This is a genomic window from Colwellia sp. 12G3 (assembly GCF_002836775.1).
GTDB lineage: Bacteria > Pseudomonadota > Gammaproteobacteria > Enterobacterales > Alteromonadaceae > Colwellia.
Map to the genome: position 1 here is coordinate 154,055 of NZ_PJAQ01000032.1, position 23,653 is coordinate 177,707.

A 23,653-nucleotide genomic window follows, 5' to 3' on the forward strand; every position below is an offset into this window, starting at 1 on the left:
TCATAAATGAAATCATTGGTTGTAGTAAAAATTGCAGGTTTTACCTCTTTGTTGGTGACATACTCCCCTGCAAGTAAAGCTATGACTGAACAGAGCGCCGAGCACCTATGTTTGGGGATGGGGATTTTCTTAGGCTGTTTACTTACGCTATTGTTATGTTTGTATTTAAATCGACATTATCGAAGAAAATATCAGAAACTGTTGCGCCAGCTTGAATTGGCAAAAAGCAATGCTCAATTAGCTGAACAAACATTGAATACTTTGGCTAAAGAGCAACAAGATAGTCAAGATTTTCTAGAGGAAAGAGTACAAGAGCGTACTTTAGAGCTAAATATAGCCTTACAGGAATTAGAAAGTGCTAATCAAGAGCTTGAACGAAAAAATGTCCTTGATGAACTGACGGGGTTACATAACCGCCGCTTTTACGATCAGAAAATACTAGCCGAATATCGTCGTAGTCGCCGTAATCTTACCTCGCTAAGTTTAGTGTTAATTGATATTGACCATTTTAAATCAGTTAATGACAATCATGGTCACTTAGCGGGTGACCAGTGTTTAATTTGGCTAGCTCAATACATCAAACAAAGTTTGAAGCGAAGTGCAGATAAGGCATTTCGCTACGGTGGTGAAGAGTTTTGTTTAATATTACCTAATACTGATGCCGAAGGCGCATTACTAGTTGCAGAGCAATTACGCACCCTAGTAAGTGAGCAAGTTTTTAAATTTCAAGAGGTTGAAGTTTCACTGACCATTAGTTGTGGTATCTGTACTTATCACCAACAAGTTGATATTGGCCCCGAGCAAATATTTTCTGGGGCTGACAAAGCTTTATATCAGGCTAAGCACAATGGGCGAAATCAAACACAACAATATACTTTTATTGATTAGTATTTTCACAGAATAATTTTAGGAATTCTTATGTCTCACAGTAACTATTCGGCTTTTGGCCAATATCCCGCTCGTCGTATGCGCCGAATGCGCGTTGATGATCACACTCGTCGTTTAATGGCGGAATCTCAGTTAACAGTAAATGATCTTATTTATCCTGTTTTTGTCCTTGAAGGCGAAAATCAGCGAGAAGCTATCGCTTCAATGCCCGGTGTCGAACGTAAAAGTATTGATCTGTTATTAGAAGAAGCACAAGAATTGGTTGATTTAGGCATCCCTGCAATTGCATTGTTTCCCGTTACTCCAAGTGACAAAAAATCGCTGATGGCTGAAGAAGCATATAACCCAGATGGTTTGGCTCAACGAGCAGTGCGGGCACTTAAAGCTAATTTCCCACAACTGGCTGTGATTACTGATGTTGCCCTCGACCCGTTTACTACCCATGGTCAAGATGGAATTTTAAGTGAAAGTGATAACAACAAGGCTGGTAAAACAGGTTATGTTGTTAATGATGTCACTAAAGATATTTTAATAAAGCAGGCTCTATCTCATGCTGAAGCGGGAGCAGATATTGTTGCGCCATCAGATATGATGGATGGTCGTGTTGGCGCAATCAGAGAGGCATTGGAAGAAAATGGCTTTGTTAATACCAAAATATTAGCTTACTCAGCAAAATATGCGTCTAATTACTATGGTCCATTTCGTGATGCGGTTGGCTCTTCAGCTAACATTAAAGGCGGCAATAAGCACACTTATCAAATGGACCCAGCCAATAGCAATGAAGCGATGCATGAAGTTGCCCAAGATATTGCAGAAGGTGCTGACATGGTAATGGTTAAACCGGGCATGCCTTATTTAGATATAGTGCGCCGAGTAAAAGATACTTTTCAAGTACCTACTTATGCTTATCAAGTCAGTGGTGAATATGCCATGCATATGGCCGCCATTCAAAATGGCTGGTTAGCGGAGAAACCCTGTGTGATGGAAGGTTTATTAGCATTTAAGCGTGCAGGAGCCGATGGGATTTTGACTTATTTCGCTAAGCAAGTAGCGCGTTGGTTGAAAGAAGACGCTTAATTTTTCACTGATTGAATTAATGTAAATGCGACTTAGGTCGCATTTTTTATGGGCTAAAATTATTATAACTTCTTAGTTATGAGTACTTTCTGACATGATGGCCTGGTCATCAAATCAGCCAAGTATTGCGCTACTTTAGGAAAGTCAGTGAGTAGATTAAAACCAGCGGGTAAGCAGGAAATGTAATGTAACATAGGCGCTAATAGTGCATCTGCAATAGTGAAATGTTGAGAAGATAAAGCCGTATCTTCATTTAGCATTTTTTCAATGATAGCAATTGTGGCAGCAGCTTTGGGCTGTACTTCTTTAACTACATCAAAGCGAATACTGTTATTTTCTCCCTTGGGGAAAGAAAATTCAAGCAAATATTCTCGTACTAATACCTTATCAATATCAATTGAAATAAGCGCACAAAGTGCATCGTGTTTTGCATAATCCTGACTATTACTTGGCTGTAACTGTTTATCGGTATCAAGGTAACGACAAATGCTAGCAGTTTCTGCTAGAGCTAGTTCAGCGTGTGTTTTACTTTCAAGTAAAACGGGGATTTTACCAAAAGGATGCCAGTTGAGGTGTTGTTCACCTTTAAAGGTAATTTCACTGCCATTTACTTCAAAACCAACAGTATAAGCTATCTGTTTTTCTTCGCATACCAACATAACAGTACGAACAAAATTTGAAAAGCTTGGTCCGTAAATGTGTACAGGTGTTGTTGTCATATATTTCTCTTATATAAATAAAGTTATTAATAATAATCTAGCCTTATTGTAAATATGTTCAAGAACATATTTTGGAAATATGAAATACTGTTTGGATGATTTAGCTGAGAAGTGGTATTTAATAATGGCGTGGCAAGAAACTCATAAAGAAAAATCCAAGAATAGAATATTAACAAGTGCCGCGATGTTGTTTACTCACCATGGTTTTGAAAAAATATCGATAGATCAAGTAATGAAAAATGCAGAACTCACCAGGGGCGCATTCTATAGCCACTTTAGTTCTAAAAGCGACTTATACGCGCAAGCAATAAGTAAAGCAGGAACAGAGGCTTATAAACGTAAACCAGTTAACTGTCCGCTGAATATGAAAGACTTTGCTAAATATTATTTAAGTAAAGAACATAGAGATAATAATTATCAGCAGCCTTGTCCATTAGCTTTTTTAGTCTCTGACATTAATCAGCAAGATGACCAAGTTAAAGAGACTTATACTAAGACTCTTAGATCTTTTATAGACCAAGCTCAATCATTAACCGTGAGTCGAGAAAAAGCCCTGCAAAGCGCGGTATTGATGATTGGTGGTTTGGCCTTGTCTAGGGCGTTAGATGATGAAAAATTCAGTGATGAGCTCTTGGCTGCTTGCAAACTAGGTGTTAATTCATTATCAAATGAAGAGGACCGTGATGTCAGCTGAACTAAGTATACTACTGCTGAACGCAGTGATTATTGTCATTGCCTATGTCTCGGTGTATCCCAAACTAGCGGGTAAAAACATCAACAAAGTAGCACTATTCGACTTTGTAGCTTCAGGCTTAGCCATTTTCATAGTGGCAAATAAATATTGGGGTACAGCGATTCATTTTGACTTTTTAATGTTCGAGCTAAACTGGTTTTGGTTTACCTTACTTAGTTATAGTATTCTTGAAATACCGGTAGCAATTTGGTATTTCAGGACAACATTAAATAAAAGGTAAGTAAGGTTGAAGAGTTAACAAGTGTATGAAAATATAGTTAGATGATTTTAGCGTCAGGGACTAATTCGTAAAGTAAACCTTCACGAAGTGCTCCACTTGAGAGGCATAACTTTTCAATATGTAGACATTCAAACAAAGCAATTAAAATACATAAACCGCTGGCTAATACCGCTTTGCGATCCGCCCTTAGTCCAGCTATTTCTATATTATCAATAGTCTTACAATGGACTAACGTTTGCTTGATTTCATTAAGAAAATCTAAGGTAATGATAGGTGGTTTTTGGCGTTGCTTAAGTATCTCTATCATGGCTTGCATGGTACCAGAGCTACCAACAGCAGATTGCCAACCAAGTTGAATAAAGTCTTCTTTCACGGTGCTTATAACACTCACGGCATTAGCAATACATTGAATAAAGCTTTCTTTTTTTAATAGGCCATCAGAAAAATATTTACTCATAAAACTAACACAACCGATATCTAAACTGACCACTTTTTTCGGTGTACAGGCTAAACCAACAATAATCTCGGTACTAGCACCACCGATATCAAGCACTAATTGCTTAGTATTAGTGATAGGTGAAGTGTGGACTACTCCGCAATAAATCGTTCTTGCTTCTTGCTCGCCACTCAATAATTTTATCTTCTTCGGTAAAATTTTTTTGGCGGCGTCAAAAAACACCTGATTATTATTCGCAATGCGTAATGCTGCTGTTGCGACAATGAGAATATTATTTACAGGGATACTATCAAGGTATAAAGAGAAGTTTTTAAGACAATTTAGACCACGTATTATCGCGTCATCGGTAAGCAAGTTGTTATTATCTAATCCCGCAGCTAAGCGGACTTTTTGCTTAACCTTATTCACGGTTTTTATAGATTTACCGGTTGGGGAGGTAACTAGTTGGGTAATAAGAAGGTGGAAGCTATTTGAGCCCAAATCGACCACAGCATAATGACTATCATCATACTGTGGTATTGCTTGATTTTGGCTCGCTAGATCAGTCAATGTGCTCTATATCCAAGATAGTTAACTAATTAACTACGATTTCCACTATGGCTATTGCCACTGCGGTTGTTCGGTCTTGTGTTAGAACGACCACCTTGTCTGTTACCGGTAGGTCTAGGACGGCGTTGACGAGGTTTAGGTCTTGGTAAGTCAGTCAATAACGCATCATGATCATACTTGGTTACTGGTAACTCATGCTCAATATAAGCTTCAATTTCTGGTAAATTAAAAACGTATTGTTCACACGCTAAACTAATTGCATGACCTGTTTCACCAGCACGACCTGTACGGCCTATACGGTGAACATAATCTTGGCAATCATCAGGTAAATCATAGTTAAAAACATGCGTTACACTAGGAATATGTAAACCACGTGCAGCAACATCGGTTGCTACTAGGATGTCTACCGTACCTTCAGTAAATTGCTCTAATATTTTTAATCGTTTCTTCTGTGGTACATCACCAGTTAACAAACCAACACGAATGTTATCTGCATGTAAATGGTCAAAAACTTTTTCACAAACATGTTTAGTATTAGCAAATACAATGGCTTTTTCTGGCCAATCTTCTTCAATTAACGTTTGTAGTAAAGTCATTTTATCTTCGTTAGATGGATAAAATAGTTCTTCACTGATGCGAATATTTGTTTTTTGCCCTGGTGCTACTTCTACGCTGGTAGGGTCGTTCATATGGTCAAAGGCTAGCTCTTTAACACGGAAAGATAAGGTTGCCGAGAACAGCATACTTAAACGTTCTGTTGCAGGAGGCATTTTATCAAACATATAACGAATATCTTTAATAAAGCCTAAATCAAACATTCTGTCAGCTTCGTCAAGTACAATAACTTCGATATTTTTGAGGTTGTAAATACCCTGCTTCATGTAGTCAATTAAACGACCACAAGTACCAATAAGAATATCAACACCAGCTTCAAGTTCTAAGCGTTGACTTTCATAACCCTCGCCCCCATATACTACTCCAAGGCGTAATCCGGTACTTGCTGCCATCTCTTTAGCATCACGGTGAATTTGTATTGCTAATTCACGTGTAGGAGCCATGATCAAGGCGCGTGGTTGATTATGTGTAGGCGCTTCTTTTTGAAGCAAATGATGGAACGTAGCAGCTAAAAAGGCAATAGTCTTACCTTCACCTGTTTGTGCTTGGCCAGCTATATCAGTGCCTTGCAAAAGAACGGGTAAAGATTTCGCCTGAATAGACGTACAATAGTCGAAGCCCATGGCTTCTAGTCCGGTAACGACTTGCGGAGCAAGATTTAGGTCAGCGAATTTAGTTTCTGTTAAGTGTGTTTTTTTCATGGCGCTAGCTTAACAGTTTTGTTAGCAAAATAGTTGCTTAATAATTAATTAATTAATTATAGCGACTTAAATAATACGAATGTTACATAAACAGTATTGGAAAAGCAGTGAATCACGGTATAATTACCGCAAAGGCGTTTTCGCCACAACCAACGGAGAATATGATGAGTGATAAAATTGTTCAGCTAACTGATGATAGTTTTGAAGCAGATGTCTTAAAAGCATCAGGTTTAGTATTAGTTGATTTTTGGGCTGAATGGTGTGGTCCATGTAAAATGATTGCCCCTGTACTTGATGATATCGCTACAGAATACGATGGCAAAGTAACTGTTGGTAAATTAAACATCGACCAAAACTCAGTAACACCACCTAAATACGGTGTACGTGGTATTCCAACATTATTACTTTTTAAAGATGGTGAAATTGCTGACACTAAAGTGGGCGCACTATCGAAAACTCAATTGAAAGAGTTTTTAGATAAAAATTTGTAAGTTGTAAAATAAAAGCCTGATAACTAATACCTAAGTTACCAGGCTTTTTGTTTTTAACAGCGTAAATATCTTCTTACATTTTTATTCTACCTTTACCTAATCAAGTTTTAGTGCTAAATTTACCCCCTGAGTACAAAATAACATCGCTTTATCTCTATCCTTATTATAATAAAAAACATTGAAAACACACTAGTGTCGGCAATCCCCAAGGCACCATCACTTAAAATAGTTTAAGAAACCCCCTATGAACCTTACCGAACTGAAAGAAAAGACCATTAATGAATTGGTTGACCTTGCTGCGACAATGAAGCTTGAAAACCTTGCTAGAACACGTAAACAAGACATAATTTTTGCTATTTTAAAAGCACATGCTGAAGGCGATAATGATATTTTCGGCGGTGGTGTTTTAGAGATTTTACAAGATGGTTTTGGTTTCTTGCGCTCAGCAGATTCCTCATATCTAGCAGGTCCTGATGATATTTATGTATCACCAAGCCAAATTCGCCGCTTTAGTATGCGCACGGGTGACACCATCCAAGGTAAAATTCGTTCACCGAAAAAAGGTGAACGTTACTTTGCCTTATTAAAAGTGACTGAAGTTAACTTTGACCGACCTGAAAACACACGTAATAAAATTTTATTTGAAAACTTAACGCCTATTCATCCAACAGATCGTTTTTCGTTGGCGCGTGGTAATGGTTCTACAGAAGATATTACAGCACGTATTTTAGATTTGGCCTCGCCAATTGGTAAAGGACAACGTGGTTTAATCGTAGCTCCACCGAAAGCGGGTAAAACACTATTACTACAAAACATTGCTCAAAGTATTGCGCACAATAATCCAGACGCAGAATTAATGGTCTTGTTGATTGATGAGCGTCCAGAAGAAGTTACTGAGATGCAACGCCTTGTTAAAGGTGAAGTTATTGCTTCAACGTTTGATGAACCAGCAAGTCGTCATGTACAAGTGGCTGAAATGGTAATCGAAAAAGCAAAACGTTTAGTTGAACACAAAAAAGACGTTGTTATTTTACTTGATTCAATTACCCGTTTAGCGCGTGCTTATAACACGGTAATTCCATCATCAGGTAAGATCTTGACTGGTGGTGTTGATGCGAATGCTTTACATCGTCCAAAGCGTTTCTTTGGTGCTGCACGTAACATTGAAGAAGGTGGTAGTTTAACTATTATCGCTACAGCATTAGTAGAAACGGGTTCTAAAATGGATGAAGTCATCTACGAAGAATTTAAAGGTACAGGTAATATGGAATTACACCTGTCACGTAAAATTTCTGAAAAACGCGTTTTCCCTGCTATTAACATTAACCGTAGTGGTACACGTCGTGAAGAGCTTATTACTAAGCCAGATGAATTACAAAAAATGTGGATCTTGCGTAAAATAGTCCATGAAATGGATGAAATAGGTGCGATTGAATTCTTAATCGACAAACTTGCCATGACCAAAACTAATGATGAGTTTTTTGATTCAATGAAGCGTAAATAATTGCGGCATTAAATGATCAATCATAATTAATGAAAACCAGTCTAATGACTGGTTTTTTACTTAATACCCGTTACCAATCAAGATGCAGGTTTCAAAGTACTTGAGCAATTTCAATTCAAGGCGCTGTGATGAAATAATGGTTGTTCCATTATAAGCCACAGGAACGATGACGTGATGTTGCTCAAACGCTTCTTCGATGGGTTTAAAATGACTTTATTCTGCGTTAACTAATTAAAGCATAGAATGACTACGCTTAAATTATCAGCCTTGCTTAAAGTCATTTTAATTCCCACTGTAATCCTGCACTTTGAATGGTAACGGGTATGATACCAATAGGTAACTTATATGAAATATAGTGATTTAAGAGACTTCATCAGTCAGCTTGAAAAAATAGGCCAACTTAAACGTATAACTCAGCCTATATCTACTCACTTAGCAATGACTGAAATTAGTGACAGAACACTAAAGGCGAAAGGGCCAGCGTTACTTTTTGAAAACGCAGTTAATGAAAATGGCGAACCATACAGCATGCCAGTGCTGACCAATCTTTTTGGTACTCCGGACCGAGTGGCTTTGGCCATGGGTCAAAAAAATGTTGGCGCTTTACGCGATGTTGGCAAATTGTTAGCTATGTTGAAAGAACCTGAACCACCAAAGGGTTTTCGTGATGCTATTGGTAAAATACCTGTTTATAAACAAGTATTAAATATGCCAGTAAAAGTCATTAAAAAACCATTATGCCAGCAAATTGTATTATCTGGTGATGATGTTGATTTGACTAAATTACCGGTACAAACTTGCTGGCCGGGTGATGTTGCACCATTAATTACCTGGGGTTTAACGGTTACTCGAGGCCCCCATAAAGAGCGGCAAAATCTTGGTATTTATCGCCAACAAGTTCTGAGTAAAAATAAAGTTATTATGCGTTGGTTATCGCATCGTGGTGGTGCGCTTGATTTTCAAGAATTTAAAAAAGAGAATCCCGGTGAAAAATATCCAGTCTCAGTTGCTTTAGGTGCTGATCCTGCCACTATTTTAGGCGCAGTAACACCCGTACCCGATACACTTTCTGAATACGCCTTCGCGGGTTTATTGCGTGGTGCTAAAACAGAAGTGGCTAAATCAATAAGTAATGACTTAGAGGTTCCAGCGACGGCAGAAATTATTTTGGAAGGGTATTTAGACCCTGAAGAAATGGCACCAGAAGGGCCTTATGGCGATCATACTGGCTATTACAATGAAGTGGATAACTTTCCTGTAATGACAGTAACGCATATCACTATGCGTAAAGATGCTATTTATCACAGCACCTATACGGGTAGACCACCTGATGAACCGGCAATTTTAGGTGTTGCGCTGAATGAAGTCTTTGTACCTATTTTACAAAAACAATTTCCTGAAATTCAGGACTTCTATTTACCGCCAGAGGGTTGCTCTTATCGTCTAGCTGTTGTGACGATTAAAAAGCAATATGCGGGTCATGCTAAGCGAGTAATGATGGGGGTATGGTCATTCTTACGACAATTTATGTACACCAAGTTTGTGATCGTATGTGATGATGATATTAACGCCAGAGATTGGGAAGATGTTATTTGGGCAATGACCACTCGGATGGATCCGAGCCGTGATACTGTTCTGATCGAAAACACGCCAATTGATTACCTTGATTTTGCATCACCTGTCTCTGGATTAGGCTCGAAAATGGGTCTAGATGCCACTAATAAATGGCCAGGTGAAACAAATCGTGAATGGGGCGAACCCATCGAAATGACACAAGAAATTAAAGATCAAGTCGATGAACTATGGGACGACTTAGATATTTTATAGCTCTTATAAATAGATTGCTGACTATACTCAGATACAGTAGCAATCTTAGCTTATTAACTCTTGTCACAACTATCAGTTTGCTGATGAGAAATCACCAATAAAGTAGAAAAGGTTCAAGAATGAAGACAGTTAGTTGTCAAATACAATCGTTATCATCATTAACGCCTCATGTTTATAAAGTACTATTAAAGCCCAGTGAAAAAGTTGATTTCATCGCAGGCCAATACTTAAACTTTGTTATGAGTGATGAGGATAAACGTCCATTTTCAATTGCTAGCTCGCCAAATAGTGATTTAATTGAATTACAAATAGGTGCCTTTGTTGCTGATAGTTACCCTATGCAGGTAATTGAGTGCATTAAAGCGAGTTATGAGAGTGGCGAAGCGGTAACCATTGAAATACCTGCAGGTAATGCGCAATTGCGCACCGAGAGTGAACGACCATTATTGTTACTTGCTGGTGGTACTGGCTTTTCATATATCAAATCAATGTTTGAGTATTTAGCAGAACAAAAGTCACAGCGCCATATTATGGTGTATTGGGGACTACGTGAAGAAAGTGCTGTTTATGAACTTGAAAAAACTATTAGTACTATTGGCAAGCTAGCGCATGCTAACTTTATTCCTGTTATCGAAAACGTTAATGAAAATGCAGAGAAACCATGGCAGGGGAAAACAGGTTTAGTTCATCAAGCCGCTATGCATGATATTGTCAGTTTTGAACCTTACGATATTTATTTGGCAGGCCGTTTTGATATGGTTGGTGCGATTCGTAGTGATTTTGTTGAACATGGCGCGTTGTTAGAACATATGTATGCCGATGCATTTGCATTTATTTAACCGTTACAGTTCAATAAAAAAGCACGTCATTGACGTGCTTTTTTGTCTAAATTAGATAGTGAGCAGGCTAATTTATGGAAATATACAATTTACACCTATTAATTTTGTTTAAATCCAGCCTCAGTTAAATTTAACTGAGCGATAGCAATAACGGCTTGAGTTCGATTGCGGACGTCGAGTTTTCTAAAGATAGCAGTAGCATGTGCTTTAATTGTTGCCTCAGATACATTTAAATCATAAGCAATTTGCTTATTTAACATACCTTGAGCGAACATCATTAATATACGGTATTGCTGCTGAGTTAAGCTTGCTACGCGGTCAGCGATGCCTTTATCCTTATTGTCTCTTTGCTTTTGTTCAAAGGACTCTGGTAGCCAGATGCTCCCCGACAATACCGCAACAATCGCTGAATAAATATCATCAACCGGCGTAGACTTTGGAACAAAGCCGGCAGCGCCATATGACATCGCTTTACTGATGGTATCGTGATCTTCATGAGCGGATACAATAACAACAGGAATTTGAGGGAAGTGATTACGGACATGAATTAAGGTATTAAAACCATGAGCACCAGGAATATTTAAATCCAGCAATAGCAAGTCACTATCATTATTGTCAGTGAGCTGTCGCTCTAGCTCTACAATTGTTTGCGCTTCAAGCCATGTGGTATAAGTTAGTTTGGCTTTTAATGTCCCTAATAAAGCTTGTCTAAATAAGGGATGATCGTCAGCTATTATTATTTTTTCTGGCTGAATCATAACAAGTATCCTAAGGAGTGATTCGTTCATTCTAACGGAAAAATTTTTAATAACAAAGCTAAGTTGTGAATAGTCGTAATAGCGACTTAAAGTAACAGTATTAGAATAATTCGTATTATTATTTGTAAAGACGGCAGTGACTAGCTAATGTTTAAGGCCAGTGTATTTCTTAGGGCGTATCTCACACCTAGAAGAGAAACCGTTAATACTTACGCATGATACTCACAGAAAACAGTAATTTATAAATATCTAATAATTAACGTTTTACTGGGTAATATTTAACGTAAAAGAAAAATTGAGTATAATTTTCTATGGTAGACTTATCAGTGTTTAAGAGAAACAATTGGGATTTATGAAATGAAAAATTGGTTTAAAACCTACTTACAATTAGATAAAGATATTGAAAGTAACTTTTACCGAAAAAAAGTGACGAGTAAGTTTATTCTATTGTTCTCATTTATTATTCTGTCTGTTTTGTTGATTGGTAATTTTATTTATAGCAATACTGCCATCTTTAATGTGACTCTTACCCTATTCATTCTTATGTCGATAATACTCGCTTTACCAGGAAAACAACGTAAATATGCATCACACTTTGTCCTACATTTCATGGCATTGGGTATTTTGTTTGTGGTATATTTTAATCAAGGTAAAGAATACACGCCTATCTGGTCATTTCTCTATACTTTCTTAGTAATGTCACTTTATGGCCATAAAGTAGGTCTACGTATATCAATTGGTTTTTTAACTATATTGCTAATATTATTATTTTCATTTACCAGTACTACCGTCACTATGATGGAATTTTTACGTTTCACTATGGTTTCATGTTTTACGCTTTTCTTTGCTTACTTGGCTGAAATTCTCATTTCTAGAACTTTCGAAAAATTAATTACCGCTAAGAGTATGTTAGAACAATTAACCAAGACAGACGCGCTGACAGGTCTATTTAATCGTCGCCACTTTGATGAAGTATTACCTCAACAAATGAGTGCAGCTAATAGAAGTGATGAATTATTAGCTTTAGCAATCATAGATATTGATTACTTTAAAAACTATAACGATACTTTTGGACATCCTGCAGGAGATGTTGCTTTAGTGGCTTTAGCTAATTTATTGAAAATTCGAATGAAGCGGGGTAATGATGCTGTTTTTCGTCTGGGCGGAGAAGAATTTGCACTTTTATATCAAACAAAAAATGAAGAGAGTGCTTTAAAATTAGTAGAGGATATTAGGGGGGCAGTAGAAAGTTTGGATCAATATTGTGAAATCGAGACACAAATTACGATTTCTGCAGGCTTATTATTGATTAATGCCAACCAACATATGACGGTAGAAAGCGCTTATGAACTAGCGGATAAATTACTTTATCAAGCAAAAAACGCAGGCAGAAATAAAGTGATAATATCAGCAAGTAATGTAGATTTTAGTTTAACGTAAGTAACCGATTAACAGAGAATAATATAACCTTGCTGTGATTGAATTGCATAATGCTTTTACAGGCAATCCAGTACCACAGTTATTTTCCCTTGATAGTCGTCAAACGGCATATATCGCCTTGAATCAAAAAACTTTAACGCTGTTATGGTGATTTCAAAGTAAATCGTTAACCTAGTCAAACATTCAAGTTTATTGGATAGATTTTATAGCTGAGTCGTTACAGAATGAAAACAGTAATAAAAATTGAAGAGCTAGTAATATAGCTAGCTCTTCAATTGAGTAATTACTTATTTGGTAGGGATATTTGCTAACACAGCAACTAATAATTGCCAGTATTTCTCAACGGAGGCAATTTCAATTTTTTCATCGGGTGAATGTGGAAAATTAATTGTTGGTCCAATAGAAACCATATCCCAGTGTGGGTATGCGCTTTTGAATAAACCACACTCTAAACCAGCATGAATTACCATTACCGCCGGCACTTTATTAAAGATGCTTTGGTAAGTATCTCGAACAGTCTGCATGATGGCAGAGTCGGGATTAGGCTTCCAACCTGGATAAGCACCTGAGAAAACAACGTTAGCACCAGCAAGTTCAAAAACAGATTGAACAGTGCGTTGAGTTTCTAAACGACCGTCATCATGTAAGCTACGTATTAAAACCATAGCGTTAAGCTTACTACCACGAGTATTAATAACGCCTAAATTTAGTGAGGTCTCAACAATACCTTCAATATCATCACTCATACGGATAACACCATTAGGACAAGCGTTCAGTGCTCGTAAAATTGCGGCCTGCGTACCTTGTGTCCAACACTGTTCAAAGTCTTCAGGTGAAATTAATAGCATGTCGATATCAGTTTCGATAGCACCTAAATTAGCTCTGATCGTTGCTAGATAATCGGCTAAAGCGACTTGTAATGGCTCTATTTTATCTTTAGCAACCACGAAACTCGCATTAGCTTCTCTAGGTATAGCATTACGTAAGCTACCACCATTTAGTTCAGTTAGTTTGATATCAAAGTCAATGCTGGCATTCAGTAAAAATCTCACTAATAACTTGTTAGCGTTTGCACGGCCAGTGTGAATATCAACACCAGAATGGCCGCCTTTTAAGCCAGAGATAGATAAGTTGAACGCTTGGCAATCGCTCGGAACATCTTCAAGCGTTAGTGGGAAATTGGCGTTACCATCAATACCGCCAGCACAACCCATGTAAACTTCACCTTCTTGCTCTGAATCGGTGTTAATTAAAATATCACCATCAAGCCAACCCGCTTCTAGACCAAAAGCGCCGGTCATCCCAGCTTCTTCATCAATGGTTACTAGTACCTCCAAAGGGCCATGGGGGATATCATCGCTGGCTAAAACAGCTAATGCGGAAGCTAAACCTACGCCATTGTCTGCGCCTAGTGTTGTTCCCTCTGCTGTAACCCAATCACCCGATTCAATAATATATGGCTTAATAGAGTCGGTTAGAAAATCATGTTCAGTGTCGTTATTTTTTTGTGGCACCATATCCATGTGTGCTTGTAAAATGATGCCTTTACGGTCTTCCATACCCGCTGTTGCTGGTTTTTTGATAATTAAGTTACCAACAGCATCTTCCTTAATGGCCAAACTAAGCTCTTTAGCCCAGTCTTGTATCCATAAAGATATTTTTTGCTCATGCTTAGAAGGGCGTGGAATGCTGCAAATTTTTTCAAATAGTTGCCATAAGCTAGCAGGCTTTAATTGTGAGAGAGTACTCATTATTTTCCTCGAGAAATTGTAAGGTTTTTTGCTATAAGTCGCAGATATTACAGAAACTTATAGCTAGTTATGCGGTTATTATTTGTCGGCCATTAAAAATTGCCATTGTTCACTAAAGTCAGTACTTGGCTTTTTACTGTAGCCAGATCGAACATATTGACTCATTTTTCCTTCCGCGAATGATACTAATAGGTTTGCCAAAGCTGCTTCGCTAATAGTAAAGGTTTTACCTTCACGTAGTTTTCGTTCTCGTAATACTTGCTTAAATTGAGATTCTAATTTTTCAAAGAATTGATGAACTCTATTACGTAAACGCTCATTTTCCCCCATTAATGCATCGCCTGCTAAGATCCTACACATACCAGGATTTCGTTCAGAAAAAACCATTAAAACATGGAGAATATGATGGCAGCGTACTAAGGCCTCTTTGTGATCTGATAGAATCAAATTAATACGCGAAAAAATAGACTCTTCAATAAAGTCAATTAGACCCTCAAACATACGTGCTTTTGATGGGAAATGACGATATAAAGCTGCTTCTGAAAAACCGACTTCAGCTGCTAGCTTTGCGGTAGTGATACGCTGCCCTGGACAGTTTTGTAACATTAACGCTAAGGATTCTAATATTTGGTGTTTACGGTTTGGTTTTTGGTTTTTATTTTGTGTGGCGACCATATAAAAATATTCTCTACTGTTATTGTTCTATCCGGTAAGCTAGGTGATTTTAGCCTGCTCTTAAAATAATTTAAATTGTCTTATTTATTAGTGCTTTTTGCTAAGTAATGTTGATTGATTAATGATACTAGCTGTTTGGCGACTATTTTTTTATTGGCTAGAGGTATTTCAATTTTATCAATCGCACTATAAAGGGTTAAAGCATTATCATCACTGTTAAAGCCTTGTCCAGCTTTAGCAACATCATTGGCTGCGATTAAGTCTAAGTTTTTACGCATTAACTTACTGCGTGCATAGTGTTCAACGTTTTGCGTTTCTGCAGCGAAACCGACAATAAAAGGCTTGTTAGTTAACTTTGCTACATCTGCAACAATATCATGGTTTTTGATAAGAGAAAGTTGCATATGCTCATTATCTTTTTTAATTTTTTCATCAGCAATATTGGCAACTCGATAATCGGCTACGGCCGCGCAGGCTACAAAGGTAGTTGCCTGTGGAACATAAGTGAGTGCTTGTTGGTGCATTTGTGCGGCACTGGTCACTTGAATAAGTTCACAGCCTATTGGTGCAGAGATATTCACCGGACCAGAAATCAATGTCACTTGAGCACCAGCACGCAATGCTGCATGGGCAATGGCATAGCCCATTTTACCCGAACTATGGTTGGATATATAACGAACAGGATCTATTGCTTCACGTGTTGGCCCTGCAGTAATAACCCAATGTTGACCTTGTAAGTATTTGTCGGCAAAAAAATCGCTACTTAGGGTAACCAATTCATTAACATCTAACATGCGGCCTAAACCGATATCACCGCAAGCCTGTTCTCCAGCACCAGGGCCCCATATATGAAGTCCCCATTGCTTTAATTGCTTAATATTATTTTGTGTTGCTTTGGCATGCCACATTTGTTGATTCATCGCAGGAGCAATAGCGATTGGTGCGCTAGTTGCTAAACATAATGTTGACAGTAAATCATTGGCCATACCTGCGTTTATGCGGGCAATAATATCAGCCGTAGCAGGAGCTATAATAATCAAATCAGCCCATTTTGCTAATTCAATATGGCCCATAGCAAGTTCTGCCTGGCTATCTAGCAAGCTATCACTAACATGGTTACCCGATACGGCTTGAAGCGTTAATGGGGTAATAAAAGCTTTCGCGCCTTCTGTCATCACCACACGTACATCTGCACCATGATCTTTGAGTCGACGCACTAATTCTGGAGTCTTGTAGGCAGCGATACCACCTGTAATACCTAGTACTATTTTTTTGTCCTGAAGAATCTGCATAACCTGCTAATATTAAAGTAAGCAATATGGTCGATAAGATAACATTTATTGCCTTTATTTAGAAATAGGAGTTGCTAAATAAGTCATATTTACAAGTGATGATAAATACAAAAATGTAAAGCAAGGATGCACTTATGTTAAAAGACTCAAGATTTAAAGAATCATCGTTAAATGAACTTACTTTAAACCAAAATACTTTAAAAAATTGGCCTGAATCGGAACGGCCACGAGAGAAACTAGTACATTTAGGTTCATCGAGTTTAAGTGATGCGGAGCTTTTAGCCATATTTTTACGTACCGGCGTTAAAGGATGTAATGTGGTAGATCTTGCTCGAAAATTATTGGGCAGTTTTGGGAGTCTCGGCGCTATATTTTCGGCAAGTCAGGAAGATTTCTGTGCAAGACATGGGCTTGGTACGGCAAAGTATGTGCAACTACAAGCTTGTTTAGAGATGTCTAAACGTTATTTAGCTGAGAAGATGAAAGAGACAGATTGCGCTTTAACTTCTTCAAAAGCTACGTGCGATTATTTGTTGAGTGAGTTGCGTTTAGAAAGTCGTGAAATATTTGCCGTACTATTTTTGGATAATCAGCATCAAGTTTTAACATTTGAACGCTTATTTTTTGGGACCCTTAATGCGGCGGCGGTTTATCCTAGAATTGTTGTCGAGCAAGCAATAAAGCATCATGCGGCAGCGGTAATATTAACACACAACCATCCTTCTGGGGTCGCGGAAGCAAGCCTTGCAGACAAGCAAATAACAGAAAAATTAATTCAAGCTCTACAGTTGATTGATGTTCGTGTATTGGATCATATTATTGTGGCTGGAAATCAATGTTACTCCTTTGCCGAACATCATGAATTATTTTAATTTTGAGCGGTATTGAGCGGATAATTTGCTAAAAGCATGAAAGGCAATTACTTTTAAAGTAAGACTTTGGTAAAAATAAGAAAAGAAGGAACATGTGATGACTGATAGTAGTAGCGAGGGAATGGAACGCCGTACATCGTTTCGTTTAGATATGGAAAAAGAGTTGGTGGATATTGTTTGGACTGATGAAAAGGGTAAAGAGCATAATAAAAAAATTGCTTGTCTAGACTTTGCACGTGGTGGATTGAAATTAGATTGTGACCAAAGTTTACCCGTTAATACAGCCGTAACTGTGGTATTTAAATCAGCAAATGCTGGTAATCAAAAGCTTTACGGTAAAGTTCTGAGAAGTGTTAAGCAAGAGAATGGCTGGTTTGAAATCGGCTTGATATTGGACAAAGACGCTTAACAGTTTAAAGCAGCACTGCGCTTATTGTGCTAAAAGCAATTTCCTGAAAGTGAACTACAATTAGCACGGTAATATGTTAATTATATAGTGGTAAAGGACGGTACTAAACATGATGATATTAGTGGGTGGTGAAAAAGGTGGCAGTGGGAAAAGCTGCTTGGCTCAAAATTTAGCAGTCTATTTCGCCAGTAATAAGAAAGCCATTGTTTTAATGGTTGATTGCGATCCTCAAAGAACGACCTCTGATTGGATACAAGCAAGAAATGGTGATCCGTCACTACCTGCAATTAACTGTATTCAATTGTATGGAAAAATTCGTAATGACTTATTAAGTCTAGTTCAACACTATGACTATGTTATTGTCGATTGTGGTGGTCAAGATAACCTAGCCCTACGTGCTGCTATGTCTGTTGCGGATCACGTAATTATTCCCTTAAGGCCAAAAAGGCGTGATTTGAAAACGGTGCCCCATATGGAAGATATGCTAAGCACTTGTAAAATGGTGAACCCGAAAATGATGGCTTCTTTTGTTATTACTCAATGCCCATCATTACCAAACCAACTAGGACGAATACTTGAAGCAAAAGAAGTGTGCAGCTCTTATGGAATTAATGTTTTAGATGCCGTAACCTATAGTCGAAACGTATATGATGATAGTGAAGAGTTAGGCTCTTCTGTTATTGAAATAGAGCCCACAGGTAAAGCAGCCCAAGAGATGATTACTATTGCCGAAGAATTATTGGCGATGGAACCGGATAATTCACATGAGTTTAACTGATTTAAAAAAGGGCAAGGATAGCAAAACTAAAAGGAAAAACTTCACCATTGATGAATTTATTTCTGATGCTGAAGATTACGCAAAAGGTGCGCCTAAAATTGTTAGTGAATTAACTAACGATGAAAAAGCGAATCAGAAATTAAATCTAAAACAAGCGATTAGTGAAGCTAAGCGTTATGTTGAAATGACTGAAATCGAACATCAACACGCGGCAGAAGTGATAGCAGGAGTTCGATCTCGTGTTGAGAAACCCTTTAGACGAGCAACATTTACGCTAAGTGAAGAAGCGATAGGTCAGTTACAAGATTTATCGGAAGGTTCAGACTTAGCTAAATCACATATATTACGTATTCTCATTGATGAATTGTGCAATAAAGAACAAAACGAGCAATTGAAAAAATTACTGCAATCAAGAATTGGTTGATTTTATAAAGAGTGTTGACTTTTCACACTTGAAAGAGACAAAATTTAGTCGAATATTCACTGCCCTGGTGAATCTTTTCTTTATATTTTCTACCTAACCATATGGATCTTATTAATAAATACTGTTTTTTTAGTATTTTCTTATTAAGACTAGTATTCGTTATTCAGTTTCTCTATAATATGCCACCTTTTTCAGGATCCCGAGACGACGGTCTTGGGGAAAATATAGCTCGAGCTGAAATTAATATTGGAGTACTCATATGTCTAAAATTTGCCAAGTAACAGGCAAAGTGCCAATGGTTGGAAACAACCGTTCTCACGCAAGAAACGCGACTCGTCGTCGTTTTTTACCTAACCTTCAATCTCACCGTTTTTGGGTTGAGAGTGAAAATCGTTTCGTTAAATTACGTTTAACTCCGAAAGGAATGCGTATTATCGATAAAAAAGGTATTGATGTAGTATTAACTGACATCCGTGCCCGTGGCGAAAAAGTTTAATAACTTTATTTAAAGGAAATTATTATGCGCGATAAAATTCGTTTAGTTTCTAGTGCTGGTACTGGTCATTTTTATACTACAGATAAGAATAAAAAGACTATGCCTGAAAAAATGGAAATCAAGAAATTTGATCCAACCATTCGTAAGCACGTAATCTATAAAGAAGCTAAAATTAAGTAATTAATTTTGTTTCTACTAAAAACCCGGTTTAACCGGGTTTTTTTATGTCTGAAATAAAGCATACCAACTAATTAATTCTCGCTAAATGAGCCATAAATTTGTCCGATTTGTATTATACGCGCTATTAAATAGAAAGTTCAGTATGATGGATTCACTAGGTATCTTGGAAAATGTATATGAAATTATCTCGAACAGGATGGAACAACGTCATTATTTTTTCAGTGATGACTATCATTTTAGTAATTAATGCCACTAACGATAAACTCTTCCCTAGCGAAGAAACTAAAAATAATGCTGAGCGACTCATTCTCCCACAGCATAGTGTTATTTTAACATTGGCAATTGATCTACCCGAAAAGCAACACGTGTTATTAGAACGCGCGGGTCGCAGTTGGCAGTTAACTACTAAAGGGTTAATACTCGACAAAACGGAGCAGCAAATTGAGCAAATGATGTTTGCTTGGCAGCAGAGTAGTGGCTTAGTTCAGGCTGCGGAAATTGTGATTGATAGTGATCAAGGAGTAGCAGTGCAAATTTCTTTGGCAGGTGATTCACAAACGAGAACTTTCATTTTATACCCACTCAGCGACCAATTATTAATTTATCAGCAGCGAGATAATATATGGTTAGCGTTACCTGCAACATTAACTCAACAGCTATTACCCATTAACTTGTAGTGATAGATTCAATAGATAATGGTTACAATTACACCTACAAGAAGAAATTATGCCAGAATTACCTGAAGTAGAAGTATGCCGCTTAGGTATTAGCCCTCATATCATCGCTCAACAAGTCAGTGAGGTGATTATTCGTAACGCTCGCTTGCGATGGCCTATCCCGGATGAAATAAGCTCTGTAGTTGGCTTAACTGTCCTTGATGTTGAACGACGTGCAAAGTACCTATTATTACGCTTTTCAACAGGAACTATATTAATGCATTTAGGAATGTCTGGTACCGTTAGGGTAATTGAGAAAGGTACAGCAATCGCTAAACATGATCATTTTGATTTGGTTTTTCAACACGGTAAAGTATTACGATTGAATGATCCTCGGCGCTTTGGTGCGGTTTTATGGTTGGCGAATGATCAAGATGAACTCGGATTGTTAAGTAAATTAGGTCCTGAGCCTCTGAGTGATGATTTTACTGAAGGCTATTTGTTTAGTAAGGCAAAAAATAGAAAAGTACCTATTAAGACTTTCCTCATGAATAATCATATTGTGGTGGGGGTAGGTAATATTTATGCTAATGAAGCGCTCTTTAAAGCGGGTATTTTACCAACATCGAAAGCAGGAGACATTGATGAGCAACGGATGAACCGGCTAACTCAGATTATAAAAAAAGTACTTAGTGCTGCCATTGCGCAAGGTGGTACGACCCTTAAAGATTTCACTCAAGCGGATGGTCGGCCGGGTTATTTTGCTCAATCACTTATGGTTTATGGTCGAGCAGGGAAAGATTGTATGACTTGCCAGACCAAGCTACAGGAAATTAGGCAGTCTAATCGTAGCTCGGTGTTTTGTCCTAGCTGCCAAAAAGATTAATTTTTAGCTTGTTCGAGTGCCGCTTTTACCACTGGGTCAACAAACTGACTAACATCACCTTGATGAAAGGCTACTTCTTTTACCAAGGTTGACGAAATAAATGAGTTTCCTTCTGAAGGTGTTAAAAATACACTTTCAAGTTCAGGAGATAAGCGACGATTCATGTTAGCTAGCTGAAATTCATATTCAAAATCAGAAACCGCTCTTAAGCCACGAATAAGCACTTTAGCTTGATGTTGCTTAGCAAAATCAACTAATAAGCCAGTAAAGCCAACGACAGTCACATTAGTTAAATGTTGAGTTACTTGCTCTAGCATGGCGACACGTTGTGCTAAATCAAAGCGAGGTTGCTTACTTGGGTTTGAAGCGACACCAATAATTACTTCACTAAATAATTTACTGGCACGAACAATTAAGTCGCTATGACCATTGGTAACAGGATCAAAAGTGCCTGGGTATATAGCTTTTATCATCATGCTCTATTGTGTTTTTTGTCGATTGTTAGGTGTTATTGTAATGGGATAACTAACTTAGTGACAAGTCTTTATACTTTTAATATTGCCGCTAAGCCATGGATAATCAACAAAAATGAATAATTAATCACAAATAAAACAAATAAATCTTAAAGTATTTACTCAAAACACTTTATATCTACTGAATTTTGATAGTATTATTGAGCTAGTTTCAATCAAATCAAATAAGAAGTAGTTGCATGAAAACCCGTGATAAAATAATCCAAGCCAGTATTGAATTATTTAATGAGCAAGGAGAGCGTAATGTTACCACAAACCATATCGCTGCTCACTTAGCCATTAGCCCTGGTAATCTGTATTACCATTTCCGTAATAAAGAAGACATTATTTTATCTATTTACGAAGAGTATGCACGTAGTTTGCTCTTAGAGACCTTACCGAGGGTGTCTGCGGACTTAAAGCCACTAGACTCACTTGTTTTGTATATGGATTCGGTTTTTCAAACGACAATGAAATTTCGTTTCTTTTATAGCAATTTACCCGTGTTATTAGATAAAAACCCAATCTTGCGGGAAAAGTATGTTGAAGTGCAACAATCTATTTCGGAGCGCGTTAGTCAACTTCTTATTTCCTTAAGAGCCGCTGACTTTATTGATTTTAGTGATGATGAATTGGCTGATATTGTCAGTATTTTACGTCTCATTAACACTTTTTGGGTAAGTTTTCATCAAACCCAAACCATAGTTAATGAAGTCAATGATTCAGTGTTCTATCAAGGCGTACTTAAAATATTAGTCATATTACGTCCCTATACTAAAACACATGCAATGAGTGAACTCAATCAAGCGCGTGATGTCTATCAGCAAAGGTATCAAAAAGAAGGAGAAACAGCTTAAATTTAGTTAAGCTGTTAATTCAAATTGGAAGTTGTCAGGTTTTTCATAACCTTGGCTTACATTAAAATAAAAACTTTCAATGCGATTGGCTCGCTGTAGTACTTCAGTAGATTGCATGGTATCTGTACTTGAGGCTAGTTTTTGATTTGATGAACTAGAAATAATAGCGTCTTGTGCGGATAATGTTTGATTCATTAAGGTATCAAACTCATTACTGGTGTCGTGGTAGCTATCATCGTTAAAGGTGGATTTAGTTTGGAAGTTGTTATTAGCAGGGCTCGATTGATTTGCCTTATCACTTTTAAGTGCTAAAAGATCTGATTGTGCTGTAAGAATTTGTTGTGCAGCGCTTGCCGCCACCCGAGTATCTTGTGCTGATGGGCTTGCTGGTGCTAACGCAGCTGCATGCACTTTTTGCATTTTAATTATTGTCGCTTGAGGATCACCAGCTATGGTGCTTAAGTCGACAGCCACTTCACCACCTACCGCATATTTTTTTCCATCAGGCCCTATTTCAAAAGTATATGAAGGAGAGCCCGTTGCAGCTCCGCCTGCGGTAGCGTGGGCTAATTCGTGTGTTCTTACTTCTTTATCTCTTTGTTGCAACTGATTGATAACTCTTTCATCAGCGTGCGCCTGTTTGCTCTTTTTTTCAGCTTTATCATTTTCAGAGTTACTATCTTTAGTCTGCTTTTGTTGCTCTTCTGAGTTTTGCTGGGAACTTTGTTCGCCTTGCTGTTCGCCTTGCTCAGAAATGGAGCTTGCGGCATGCTCTGCTTGTTTTCTTAAATTAGCAAAATCTACTTCTTCGTTTACTTGAGCAGGTGTGCGAGCACGTTCTTTGTCTGAAGCTACACCTTTTTCAGCTGCGGATGGATTGGCAGCGGTAACTTGGGTGATAATTTCTCGTTGATTATTCTCACGACGCAAGCCTTCCGTAGGTGGGTTGACCACTGTGGCTAAGGGCAAGCTTGCTGTATGCGGAGTGATATTCATAAATAAAATAATTTACCAATTATTAAAAAG

27 protein-coding genes are annotated in these 23,653 nt (G+C 37.7%); 18 read left to right on the forward strand and 9 right to left on the reverse strand.

Going from position 1 to position 23,653, the window contains the following annotated elements:
* Nucleotides 1-6: 6 nt before the first annotated feature.
* Nucleotides 7-888: a GGDEF domain-containing protein gene (locus CXF71_RS09535; RefSeq protein ID WP_232771433.1), complete on the forward strand. Its 882-nt coding sequence runs from the start codon at nt 7-9 to the stop codon at nt 886-888.
* Between the two features lie 30 nt (nt 889-918).
* Nucleotides 919-1,965 (forward strand): porphobilinogen synthase, encoded by a 1,047-nt coding sequence (hemB, locus tag CXF71_RS09540; protein WP_101232724.1) that lies wholly within the window; start codon nt 919-921, stop codon nt 1,963-1,965.
* A gap of 62 nt (nt 1,966-2,027) precedes the next feature.
* Here hemB and CXF71_RS09545 read toward each other — a convergent pair whose 3' ends face one another.
* On the reverse strand, nt 2,028-2,684 hold the full coding sequence (locus tag CXF71_RS09545) for a glutathione S-transferase family protein (protein WP_101232725.1): 657 nt from the start codon (nt 2,682-2,684) through the stop codon (nt 2,028-2,030).
* A 79-nt stretch (nt 2,685-2,763) separates the two neighbouring features.
* Between CXF71_RS09545 and CXF71_RS09550 the strand changes: the two genes are divergently transcribed.
* Nucleotides 2,764-3,378: a TetR/AcrR family transcriptional regulator gene (locus CXF71_RS09550; protein ID WP_232771434.1), complete on the forward strand. Its 615-nt coding sequence runs from the start codon at nt 2,764-2,766 to the stop codon at nt 3,376-3,378.
* Nucleotides 3,368-3,658 (forward strand): hypothetical protein, encoded by a 291-nt coding sequence (locus CXF71_RS09555; protein ID WP_101232726.1) that lies wholly within the window; start codon nt 3,368-3,370, stop codon nt 3,656-3,658. Before CXF71_RS09550 ends, CXF71_RS09555 begins: the two co-directional genes overlap by 11 nt.
* 37 nt (nt 3,659-3,695) lie before the next feature.
* Here CXF71_RS09555 and CXF71_RS09560 read toward each other — a convergent pair whose 3' ends face one another.
* Together CXF71_RS09560 and rhlB are read right to left on the reverse strand one after the other, a co-directional pair.
* Nucleotides 3,696-4,664: a Ppx/GppA phosphatase family protein gene (locus CXF71_RS09560; protein ID WP_101232727.1), complete on the reverse strand. Its 969-nt coding sequence runs from the start codon at nt 4,662-4,664 to the stop codon at nt 3,696-3,698.
* Nucleotides 4,665-4,693: 29 nt separating this feature from the next.
* Nucleotides 4,694-5,980 (reverse strand): ATP-dependent RNA helicase RhlB, encoded by a 1,287-nt coding sequence (gene rhlB, locus CXF71_RS09565; RefSeq protein ID WP_101232728.1) that lies wholly within the window; start codon nt 5,978-5,980, stop codon nt 4,694-4,696.
* Nucleotides 5,981-6,144: 164 nt separating this feature from the next.
* On the opposite strand from rhlB, the gene trxA reads away from it, so the two are divergent.
* From trxA to fre, 4 genes are all read left to right on the forward strand, one after another.
* Nucleotides 6,145-6,471, forward strand: coding sequence for a thioredoxin TrxA (gene trxA, locus CXF71_RS09570; RefSeq protein ID WP_101227478.1), 327 nt, complete (start codon nt 6,145-6,147; stop codon nt 6,469-6,471).
* Between the two features lie 244 nt (nt 6,472-6,715).
* Nucleotides 6,716-7,975, forward strand: coding sequence for a transcription termination factor Rho (rho, locus tag CXF71_RS09575; protein ID WP_101232729.1), 1,260 nt, complete (start codon nt 6,716-6,718; stop codon nt 7,973-7,975).
* Between the two features lie 345 nt (nt 7,976-8,320).
* A complete protein-coding gene (gene ubiD / locus CXF71_RS09585; RefSeq protein WP_101232730.1) occupies nt 8,321-9,802 on the forward strand; it encodes a 4-hydroxy-3-polyprenylbenzoate decarboxylase in 1,482 nt (493 codons plus the stop codon).
* 119 nt (nt 9,803-9,921) lie between these two features.
* Nucleotides 9,922-10,641 (forward strand): NAD(P)H-flavin reductase, encoded by a 720-nt coding sequence (gene fre, locus CXF71_RS09590; protein ID WP_101232731.1) that lies wholly within the window; start codon nt 9,922-9,924, stop codon nt 10,639-10,641.
* Between the two features lie 98 nt (nt 10,642-10,739).
* Here fre and CXF71_RS09595 read toward each other — a convergent pair whose 3' ends face one another.
* Nucleotides 10,740-11,399, reverse strand: a complete 660-nt coding sequence (locus tag CXF71_RS09595; protein ID WP_101232732.1) for a response regulator — start codon at nt 11,397-11,399, stop codon at nt 10,740-10,742.
* A 357-nt stretch (nt 11,400-11,756) separates the two neighbouring features.
* On the opposite strand from CXF71_RS09595, the gene CXF71_RS09600 reads away from it, so the two are divergent.
* Entirely contained in the window at nt 11,757-12,839 is a 1,083-nt protein-coding gene (locus CXF71_RS09600) for a GGDEF domain-containing protein (protein ID WP_101232733.1), read from the forward strand.
* A 287-nt stretch (nt 12,840-13,126) separates the two neighbouring features.
* Here the strand turns inward: CXF71_RS09600 and CXF71_RS09605 are convergent, their stop codons facing one another.
* From CXF71_RS09605 to coaBC, 3 genes are all read right to left on the reverse strand, one after another.
* Nucleotides 13,127-14,590 carry an aminoacyl-histidine dipeptidase gene (locus CXF71_RS09605; protein WP_101232734.1) on the reverse strand — a complete coding sequence of 488 codons (1,464 nt, stop codon included), beginning with the start codon at nt 14,588-14,590 and terminating at the stop codon, nt 13,127-13,129.
* A 78-nt stretch (nt 14,591-14,668) separates the two neighbouring features.
* The gene (slmA, locus tag CXF71_RS09610; protein WP_101232735.1) at nt 14,669-15,265 is read right to left on the reverse strand and encodes a nucleoid occlusion factor SlmA; all 597 of its coding nucleotides are present in this window, start codon (nt 15,263-15,265) and stop codon (nt 14,669-14,671) included.
* An 80-nt stretch (nt 15,266-15,345) separates the two neighbouring features.
* On the reverse strand, nt 15,346-16,557 hold the full coding sequence (coaBC, locus tag CXF71_RS09615) for a bifunctional phosphopantothenoylcysteine decarboxylase/phosphopantothenate--cysteine ligase CoaBC (RefSeq protein WP_101232736.1): 1,212 nt from the start codon (nt 16,555-16,557) through the stop codon (nt 15,346-15,348).
* A 134-nt stretch (nt 16,558-16,691) separates the two neighbouring features.
* On the opposite strand from coaBC, the gene radC reads away from it, so the two are divergent.
* The 8 genes from radC to mutM all read left to right on the forward strand — a co-directional run bounded on the left by radC (nt 16,692) and on the right by mutM (nt 21,258).
* Nucleotides 16,692-17,429 (forward strand): RadC family protein, encoded by a 738-nt coding sequence (gene radC / locus CXF71_RS09620; RefSeq protein WP_101232737.1) that lies wholly within the window; start codon nt 16,692-16,694, stop codon nt 17,427-17,429.
* A 97-nt stretch (nt 17,430-17,526) separates the two neighbouring features.
* A complete protein-coding gene (locus tag CXF71_RS09625; RefSeq protein ID WP_101232738.1) occupies nt 17,527-17,838 on the forward strand; it encodes a PilZ domain-containing protein in 312 nt (103 codons plus the stop codon).
* A gap of 109 nt (nt 17,839-17,947) precedes the next feature.
* Entirely contained in the window at nt 17,948-18,616 is a 669-nt protein-coding gene (locus CXF71_RS09630; RefSeq protein ID WP_101232739.1) for an AAA family ATPase, read from the forward strand.
* Nucleotides 18,603-19,040, forward strand: coding sequence for a hypothetical protein (locus tag CXF71_RS09635; protein WP_101232740.1), 438 nt, complete (start codon nt 18,603-18,605; stop codon nt 19,038-19,040). The genes CXF71_RS09630 and CXF71_RS09635 overlap by 14 nt, the downstream gene beginning before the upstream one ends.
* Nucleotides 19,041-19,299: 259 nt before the next feature.
* Entirely contained in the window at nt 19,300-19,536 is a 237-nt protein-coding gene (rpmB, locus tag CXF71_RS09640; RefSeq protein WP_011041083.1) for a 50S ribosomal protein L28, read from the forward strand.
* 24 nt (nt 19,537-19,560) lie between these two features.
* Complete coding sequence (rpmG, locus tag CXF71_RS09645; protein ID WP_011041084.1) at nt 19,561-19,716, forward strand: 50S ribosomal protein L33; 156 nt, start codon at nt 19,561-19,563, stop codon at nt 19,714-19,716.
* A 176-nt stretch (nt 19,717-19,892) separates the two neighbouring features.
* Entirely contained in the window at nt 19,893-20,393 is a 501-nt protein-coding gene (locus CXF71_RS09650; RefSeq protein ID WP_101232741.1) for a hypothetical protein, read from the forward strand.
* Nucleotides 20,394-20,442: 49 nt separating this feature from the next.
* Nucleotides 20,443-21,258 (forward strand): bifunctional DNA-formamidopyrimidine glycosylase/DNA-(apurinic or apyrimidinic site) lyase, encoded by an 816-nt coding sequence (gene mutM / locus CXF71_RS09655; protein WP_101232742.1) that lies wholly within the window; start codon nt 20,443-20,445, stop codon nt 21,256-21,258.
* Here the strand turns inward: mutM and coaD are convergent.
* The gene (coaD, locus tag CXF71_RS09660) at nt 21,255-21,734 is read right to left on the reverse strand and encodes a pantetheine-phosphate adenylyltransferase (RefSeq protein ID WP_101232743.1); all 480 of its coding nucleotides are present in this window, start codon (nt 21,732-21,734) and stop codon (nt 21,255-21,257) included. The genes mutM and coaD overlap by 4 nt on opposite strands.
* Before the next feature lie 236 nt (nt 21,735-21,970).
* Between coaD and CXF71_RS09665 the strand changes: the two genes are divergently transcribed.
* Nucleotides 21,971-22,627, forward strand: coding sequence for a TetR/AcrR family transcriptional regulator (locus CXF71_RS09665; protein ID WP_101232744.1), 657 nt, complete (start codon nt 21,971-21,973; stop codon nt 22,625-22,627).
* A gap of 6 nt (nt 22,628-22,633) precedes the next feature.
* On the opposite strand, the gene CXF71_RS09670 is transcribed toward CXF71_RS09665, so the two are convergent.
* The gene (locus CXF71_RS09670) at nt 22,634-23,623 is read right to left on the reverse strand and encodes a putative metalloprotease CJM1_0395 family protein (protein WP_101232745.1); all 990 of its coding nucleotides are present in this window, start codon (nt 23,621-23,623) and stop codon (nt 22,634-22,636) included.
* Nucleotides 23,624-23,653: the final 30 nt, after the last annotated feature.